Below are 7456 nucleotides of genomic sequence, written 5' to 3'. Positions count from 1 at the left end.
GCCAGCTCCCACAGGGATTTGCGTTGTTCACAAAACCTGTGGGAGCTGGCTTGCCAGCGATGAGGCCGGAACAAGCACCATAAGATTCAAGGAAAGATCCCATGACCAGCACCGCCCAGCATACTCAGGTTGTCCAGAAGCAATTCGGTGAACAGGCCGCCGCCTACCTGAGCAGCGCCGTTCACGCTCAGGGCACCGAATTCGCTCTGCTACAAGCTGAGCTGGCCGGGCAGGGCGAGGCTCGGGTGCTGGACTTGGGCTGCGGCGCCGGTCACGTCAGTTTCCACGTCGCGCCGTTGGTCAGGGAAGTGGTCGCCTACGACCTGTCACAGCAAATGCTCGACGTGGTCGCCACCGCTGCTGTTGATCGCGGTTTCACCAACATCGCTACGGTCAACGGCGCCGCTGAGCGTTTGCCGTTTGCCGATGGCGAGTTCGACTTCGTGTTCAGCCGGTATTCGGCGCATCACTGGAGCGATCTCGGTGTGGCCCTGCGCGAAGTGCGTCGGGTGCTGAAGCCGGGCGGTGTGGCGGCATTCGTGGATGTGTTGTCACCGGGCAGTCCGTTGTTCGACACTTACCTGCAAAGCGTCGAAGTGCTGCGCGACACCAGTCATGTGCGCGATTATTCCGCCGCTGAGTGGCTGCGGCAGGTCAGCGAGGCCGGTTTGCATGTGCGCAGTACCGCGCGTCAGCGCCTGCGTCTGGAATACACCAGTTGGGTTGAGCGCATGCGCACGCCTGAAGTAATGCGCGCGGCGATCCGCCAGTTGCAGCAGTCGATGGGCAATGAAGTGCGCGAATATTTTGAGATTGATGCCGATGGCTCGTTCAGTACAGATGTAATCGTGCTGATGGCCGAGCGATAAGAATTTTTCCGGGCGCGCCTAAGGTGGCGCACCGACTGAAGACACGAGGAAAGCATGAGCAAGCAGATTCTGATTCTCCCAGGTGACGGTATTGGTCCGGAAATCATGGCCGAAGCGGTCAAGGTGCTGGAGCTGGCCAACGACAAATACAGCCTGGGCTTCGAGCTGAGCCATGACCTGATCGGTGGCGCCGCCATCGACAAGCACGGCGTGCCGCTGGCCGATGAAACCCTCGACCGCGCCCGCGCTGCTGACGCTGTTCTGCTGGGGGCCGTTGGCGGTCCGAAATGGGACACCATCGAGCGCGACATCCGCCCTGAGCGCGGCCTGCTGAAAATCCGTGCGCAACTGGGCCTGTTCGGCAACTTGCGTCCGGCGATCCTGTACCCGCAACTGGCCGACGCGTCGAGCCTGAAGCCGGAAATCGTTGCCGGTCTGGACATCCTCATCGTTCGTGAGCTGACCGGCGGCATCTACTTCGGCGCGCCGCGCGGCACCCGTACCCTGGAAAATGGCGAGCGTCAGTCCTACGACACGCTGCCGTACAGCGAAAGCGAAATCCGCCGCATCGCCCGCGTCGGTTTCGACATGGCCATGGTTCGCGGCAAGAAGCTCTGCTCGGTGGACAAAGCCAACGTGCTGGCGTCCAGCCAACTGTGGCGTGAAGTGGTCGAGCAAGTGGCCAAGGATTACCCGGAAGTCGAACTGAGCCACATGTACGTCGACAACGCCGCCATGCAACTGGTGCGCGCACCGAAGCAGTTCGACGTGATCGTCACTGACAATATGTTCGGCGACATTCTGTCCGACGAAGCGTCGATGCTCACCGGTTCCATCGGCATGCTGCCGTCGGCCTCGCTGGATTCCAACAACAAGGGCATGTACGAGCCTTGCCACGGTTCCGCTCCGGACATCGCCGGTAAAGGCATCGCCAACCCGTTGGCGACCATTCTGTCGGTGTCGATGATGCTGCGTTACAGCTTCAATCTGCACGATGCGGCCGACGCTATCGAAAAAGCCGTCAGCGTTGTGCTGGATCAAGGGTTGCGCACTGGCGACATCTATTCGGCCGGTTGTAGCAAAGTCGGTACGCAGGAAATGGGCGACGCAGTAGTCGCCGCGCTGCGGAATCTGTAATCTCTCGGGCCCGCTGCGAAATTCAATACAAAGCAGCGGCCCACTTTTCAAGAAGGTGTAGTTGCGATGAAACGTGTAGGTCTGATCGGTTGGCGCGGGATGGTCGGTTCCGTGCTCATGCAGCGGATGCTGGAAGAGCAGGATTTCGATCTAATCGAGCCGGTGTTTTTCACCACGTCCAACGTCGGTGGCCAAGGCCCGTCCGTGGGCAAGGACATTGCTCCGCTCAAGGATGCTTACAGCATTGATGAGCTGAAGACCCTCGACGTGATTCTGACCTGCCAGGGCGGCGACTACACCAGCGAAGTGTTCCCGAAACTGCGCGAAGCCGGCTGGCAGGGTTACTGGATCGACGCGGCCTCGAGCCTGCGCATGAACGATGACGCGGTGATCATTCTCGATCCGGTCAACCGCAAGGTCATCGACCAGCAGCTCGATGCGGGCACCAAGAACTACATCGGCGGCAACTGCACCGTCAGCCTGATGCTGATGGGCCTGGGCGGTCTGTTCGAGGCCGGTCTGGTCGAGTGGATGAGCGCCATGACCTATCAGGCGGCTTCCGGTGCCGGCGCGCAGAACATGCGTGAACTGATCAAGCAAATGGGCGCGACCCACGCCGCTGTCGCCGATCAACTGGCCGATCCGGCCAGCGCGATCCTCGACATCGACCGTCGCGTTGCTGATGCCATGCGCAGCGAAGCGTACCCGACCGAAAACTTTGGTGTACCTTTGGCCGGCAGCCTGATTCCGTGGATCGACAAGGAACTGCCGAACGGCCAGAGCCGCGAAGAATGGAAAGCTCAGGCTGAGACCAACAAGATCCTCGGCCGCTTCAAGAGCCCGATTCCGGTCGACGGCATCTGCGTGCGCATTGGCGCCATGCGTTGCCACAGCCAGGCGCTGACCATCAAGCTGAACAAAGACGTGCCGATCGCTGATATCGAAGGGCTGATCAGCCAGCACAACCCTTGGGTCAAACTGGTACCGAACCAGCGCGAGATCAGCATGCAGGAGCTGAGCCCGACCAAGGTCACTGGCACCCTGAATGTGCCGGTGGGTCGTCTGCGCAAGCTGAACATGGGTTCGCAATTCGTCGGTGCCTTCACCGTTGGCGACCAACTGCTGTGGGGCGCGGCCGAACCGCTGCGTCGCATGCTGCGGATTTTGCTTGAGCGTTGATCGTTTGCAGCAATGAAAGAGCCCGTGCCTTGTGAGAGGTGCGGGTTTTTTTATGCCTGTGGTTTCTCGGGTGTCTGGATTGGCCCCATCGCTGGCAAGCCAGCTCCCACAGGGATTTGTGGAGTACATAAAATCTGTGAATCGCACCGCCCATTGTGGGAGCTGGCTTGCCAGCGATGAGGCCGGTGCAGGCGCCGCAAATCCTCGGCAGAAATTGCCTGCATGGCGGTCACCCGGTAAAGTGCCGCTCCCCCCGTTTCGCCAGAGGCTCGCACCATGACCCAGACCCTAGATATTGCCGTGATCGGCGCCACCGGTACTGTCGGCGAAACCCTCGTACAGATTCTCGAAGAGCGCGACTTCCCGGTCGGCAACCTGCACCTGCTGGCGAGCAGCGAATCTGCTGGCAGTTCGGTGCTGTTTCGCAACAAGAACGTGCGCGTTCGTGAAGTCGATGAATTCGATTTCAGCAAGGTCAAACTGGTGTTCTTCGCCGCCGGCCCGGCCATCACCTTGAGCTACGCCGCGCGTGCCCACGCCGCCGGTTGCTCGCTGATTGACCTGTCCGGTGCGCTGCCGGCCGATCAAGCGCCGCAAGTGGTGCCGGAAGCCAACGCCGCAGTACTCGCCAGTTTGAAAGCACCGTTCCAGGTCAGCAGCCCAAGCCCGTCGGCCACTTCGCTCGCCGTGGTGCTGGCGCCGCTGCTCGACCTGATCGATCTGCAATATGTGAATGTCACCGCCAATCTGGCCGTTTCCGCCCAAGGTCGTGAAGCCGTGACCGAGCTGGCGCGACAGACCGCCGAGCTGCTGAACATGCGCCCGCTGGAACCGACCTTCTTTGATCGGCAGATGGCCTTCAACCTGCTGGCGCAGGTCGGCACGCCTGACGCGCAGGGCCACACGCTGCTGGAAAAACGTCTGGTGCGCGAGTTGCGTCAGGTGCTGGCGCTGCCTTTATTAAAGATTTCCGCAACTTGCGTTCAAGCCCCGGTGTTTTTTGGCGATAGCTTTAGCGTGACCTTGCAGTCAGCGTCGGCTGTCGACCTGGCAAAAGTCAACGCTGCACTCGAAGACGCGGCCGGTATCGAGCTGGTCGAAGCCGGTGATTACCCGACCGCAGTCGGTGACGCGGTAGGGCAGGATGTTGTCTATGTCGGTCGCGTGCGCAGCGGTGTTGACGACCCGGCGGAACTTAATCTGTGGCTGACGTCAGATAACGTACGCAAGGGCGCGGCCCTTAACTCTGTGCAGGTGGCTGAGTTGTTGATAAAAGACCTGCTGTAAAAGATACTTGGCAACAATTTGTCGACTGATTCTAGGTGAGCGCTATGCTTGCCCAGATCGCTTGATAACGTGTCACCCTCCGGGACATTCCGGGGCATCAAAGAAATGATCGCGCGCGGCATCTGTCGTCGTCGCGCGCAATGCCTTACGGCAGCGGTATTCAACATCTTCTCGCTGGCCGAGGAACGTTCAAACAAAGGATGAGGCTATGGTTCAAGTTCGCAAACTGGTGTTAGCAATAGCGGCCGCCTCGGCGCTGTCCTCCGGTATGGCGCATGCCCTCGGGCTCGGGGAGCTGACCCTGAAGTCGACCCTGAACCAGCCGCTGGTGGCTGAAATCGAGCTGCTCGACGTCAAGGATCTCACCGCTGCCGAAGTGGTGCCGAGCCTGGCTTCAGCTGAAGACTTTGCCAAGGCCGGCGTCGATCGCCAGGCCTTCCTCAATGATCTGACCTTCACCCCGGTGCTCAACGCCAGTGGCAAAAGCGTGCTGCGCGTGACCTCGAGCAAACCGCTGTCGGAACCGATGGTGAAATTCCTCGTCCAGGTGATGTGGCCGAACGGCCGTCTGCTGCGCGACTACAGCGTGCTGCTCGATCCATCGAAGTTCTCGCCGCAGACCGCTGATGCCGCCGCGCAACCGGCGCCGTCGCAGACCATCACTGCGCCGACCACGGGCGCCACGCACTCGACGCAATACACCACCACGCCGCGCGACACCCTGTGGGAAATCGCTGCGAAAGCGCGTACCGGCGGTTCGGTGCAGCAGACCATGCTGGCCATTCAAGCGCTGAACCCGGATGCGTTCATCGGTGGCAACATCAACCGCCTGAAGACCGGTCAGGTGCTGCGCCTGCCGGATTCCGTGCAAAGCACTGCGTTGCCACAGTCGAAGGCCATTGCCGAAGTCGCTGCGCAGAACGAAGCCTGGCGTCAGGGCCGTCGTTATGTGGCCAAACCGGGCACCGGTCAGCAGCAGCTCGATGCGACCAATCGTGGTCGCGGCAATTCCGGTGCTGCGCAGAACGCTCAGGACAATCTGAGTCTGGTTTCTGCTGAAAGCGCCAAGTCCCGCGGCAAAGGCCCGGCGGGTGATGCTAAAGCCTTGAGCAACAAGCTCGCGGTCACTCAGGAAAGCCTCGACACGACCCGTCGTGATAACGAGGAACTGAAAAGCCGCATGTCCGATCTGCAAAGTCAGTTGGACAAGCTGCAAAAACTGATCGAGCTGAAGAACAATCAGCTGGCAAAACTGCAGGCCGAAGGGGCGGGCGCTGCGCCGGCCGCCAACGCTGCTGCACCGGCGGTGCCTGCGATCACGGCTGAACTGGCTGCCACGCCGCCAGCCACTCCGGCAGAAGCGGCGCCGACGCCAGAGTCCGCCATTGCGCCACCGGCTGAAACGCCAGTCGTCGAGCCAGTGGTGGCGCCGAAGCCGCCTGTCGATGACGAGAAAACCTTCAATGAGCTGCTGACCAATCCGATCCTGTTGGGTCTGGTCGGTGGCGGTGTAGTGGTTCTGCTGCTCCTGCTGTTGTTGCTGGCACGTCGCCGCAAGGCCCAGCAGGAAGCCGAGAAACATCTGCGCATGGCCCGCGCTCTGTCGGAAGAGCAAGAGTTCTCCGCCGAGCAGGATCTGCCGGAAAGCAGCTTCGAAGGTCTGGAAACCCCGGCGGCGAGCGTCAAGCTCAACACCCCGGCACCTGCTCCGGCACCCGTAGTGGCTCCGGTAGTTGCCCCGATCGTGATGGCTGAACCGATTGCGGCGCCGCTGGTGGCGCCGGCCGCCGAGCGCTCGGATGACGTGCTCGACAAGGCGCAGTCGCACATCAACGCCGGTCGCCTGAATCAGGCTGCTGCACTGCTGGAAGAGGGCGTCAGCCTGGAGCCGCAACGCAGTGATCTGCGTCTGAAGCTGATGGAAGTCTACGGTCAGCAGGGCGACCGCGATGCGTTCGTCGGTCAAGAGCGTCAACTGGTGGCCAATGGTGACAACTTCGCCAAGGTCGAAGAGCTGAAAAGCCGCTTCCCGGCCATGGCCGTCGTCGCTGCGACAGGTCTGGCCGCTGCTGCCGTGGCCGCCGAACTGGACGCGCAATACGTCAAGGATTTGCTGCTGGATGAGCCTGAAGCACCGGCGCCAGCGCCTGTGGAAGACGATCTGGACAGCGCGTTTGATCTGAGTCTGGACGATCTCGACAACATCACGCCGGTTGAGCCGGCGCCGGTGGTTGAGCCTGAAGCGCCGGTCGAGCTGGATGAATTCCCGGCGGACGACGACCTGAGCTTCGAATCGGTGCTGCAACAGCAGACCGATATCAAAGAGAACCTGGATGATCTGTCGGACTTCGACCTCGATCTGGACCTGGGTGCCGAACCGGCGCCTGCGGTTGACCTGGCGGACGATGACTTCCTGCTGGATCTGGACGAAGGCGTGAAGGATCTGCCGCCAGTTGAACCGCCGGTGGTGGCTGACGTGCCACAAGATGATCTGGAGCTGCCGGCCGATTTCGATCTGTCGCTGGCCGACGAAATGGACAGCAATCCTGCGGCTGAGCCGGATGCGTTCGCTGCCGAACTGGATGACGTCAACGCCGAGCTGGATCGTCTGTCGCAAACCATTGCCGAGCCGACCTTCACCGAAGCCGATGCGGCAATCGGTGGTGATCTGGGTGAAGACGATTTCGACTTCCTCGCTGGCACTGATGAAGCCGCTACCAAGCTTGATCTGGCTCAGGCCTACATCGACATGGGCGACAGCGACGGCGCACGCGACATCCTCAACGAGGTCGCCAGTGAGGGGAGCGAGGCACAGAAAAAAGAAGCTCAGGAAATGCTTTCGCACCTGGCATAAATCCAGCGGTAAACAAAAAACGGCAGCCCTTTGAGGCTGCCGTTTTTGTTTGTCTTTTTTGAATCAAAAGATCGCAGCCTTCGGCAGCTCCTACAGGGGAACGCCATCTCATGTAGGAGCTGCCGAAGGC

General features: G+C 60.9%; 5 protein-coding genes. All 5 read left to right on the top strand.

Annotated elements, in window-relative coordinates; genetic code table 11:
* Positions 1-101: 101 nt before the first annotated feature.
* The 5 genes from PMI23_RS18510 to PMI23_RS18490 all read left to right on the top strand — a co-directional run bounded on the left by PMI23_RS18510 (position 102) and on the right by PMI23_RS18490 (position 7326).
* Positions 102-869 carry a class I SAM-dependent methyltransferase gene (locus PMI23_RS18510; RefSeq protein ID WP_007913446.1) on the top strand — a complete coding sequence of 256 codons (768 nt, stop codon included), beginning with the start codon at positions 102-104 and terminating at the stop codon, positions 867-869.
* A gap of 54 nt (positions 870-923) precedes the next feature.
* Positions 924-2006, top strand: a complete 1083-nt coding sequence (gene leuB / locus PMI23_RS18505) for a 3-isopropylmalate dehydrogenase (protein ID WP_007913447.1) — start codon at positions 924-926, stop codon at positions 2004-2006.
* A 66-nt stretch (positions 2007-2072) separates the two neighbouring features.
* Positions 2073-3185: an aspartate-semialdehyde dehydrogenase gene (asd, locus tag PMI23_RS18500; RefSeq protein ID WP_007913448.1), complete on the top strand. Its 1113-nt coding sequence runs from the start codon at positions 2073-2075 to the stop codon at positions 3183-3185.
* Positions 3186-3461: 276 nt separating this feature from the next.
* Positions 3462-4472 (top strand): aspartate-semialdehyde dehydrogenase, encoded by a 1011-nt coding sequence (locus tag PMI23_RS18495; RefSeq protein ID WP_007913449.1) that lies wholly within the window; start codon positions 3462-3464, stop codon positions 4470-4472.
* A 208-nt stretch (positions 4473-4680) separates the two neighbouring features.
* The gene (locus PMI23_RS18490) at positions 4681-7326 is read left to right on the top strand and encodes a FimV/HubP family polar landmark protein (protein WP_007913450.1); all 2646 of its coding nucleotides are present in this window, start codon (positions 4681-4683) and stop codon (positions 7324-7326) included.
* The last annotated feature ends 130 nt before the right edge of the window (positions 7327-7456 follow it).

Origin of the sequence: Pseudomonas sp. GM24 (assembly GCF_000282235.1) — a bacterium.
GTDB lineage: Bacteria > Pseudomonadota > Gammaproteobacteria > Pseudomonadales > Pseudomonadaceae > Aquipseudomonas.
Note: the sequence above shows the minus strand (reverse complement) of the source record. Positions and strands in the feature narration are given on the sequence as shown.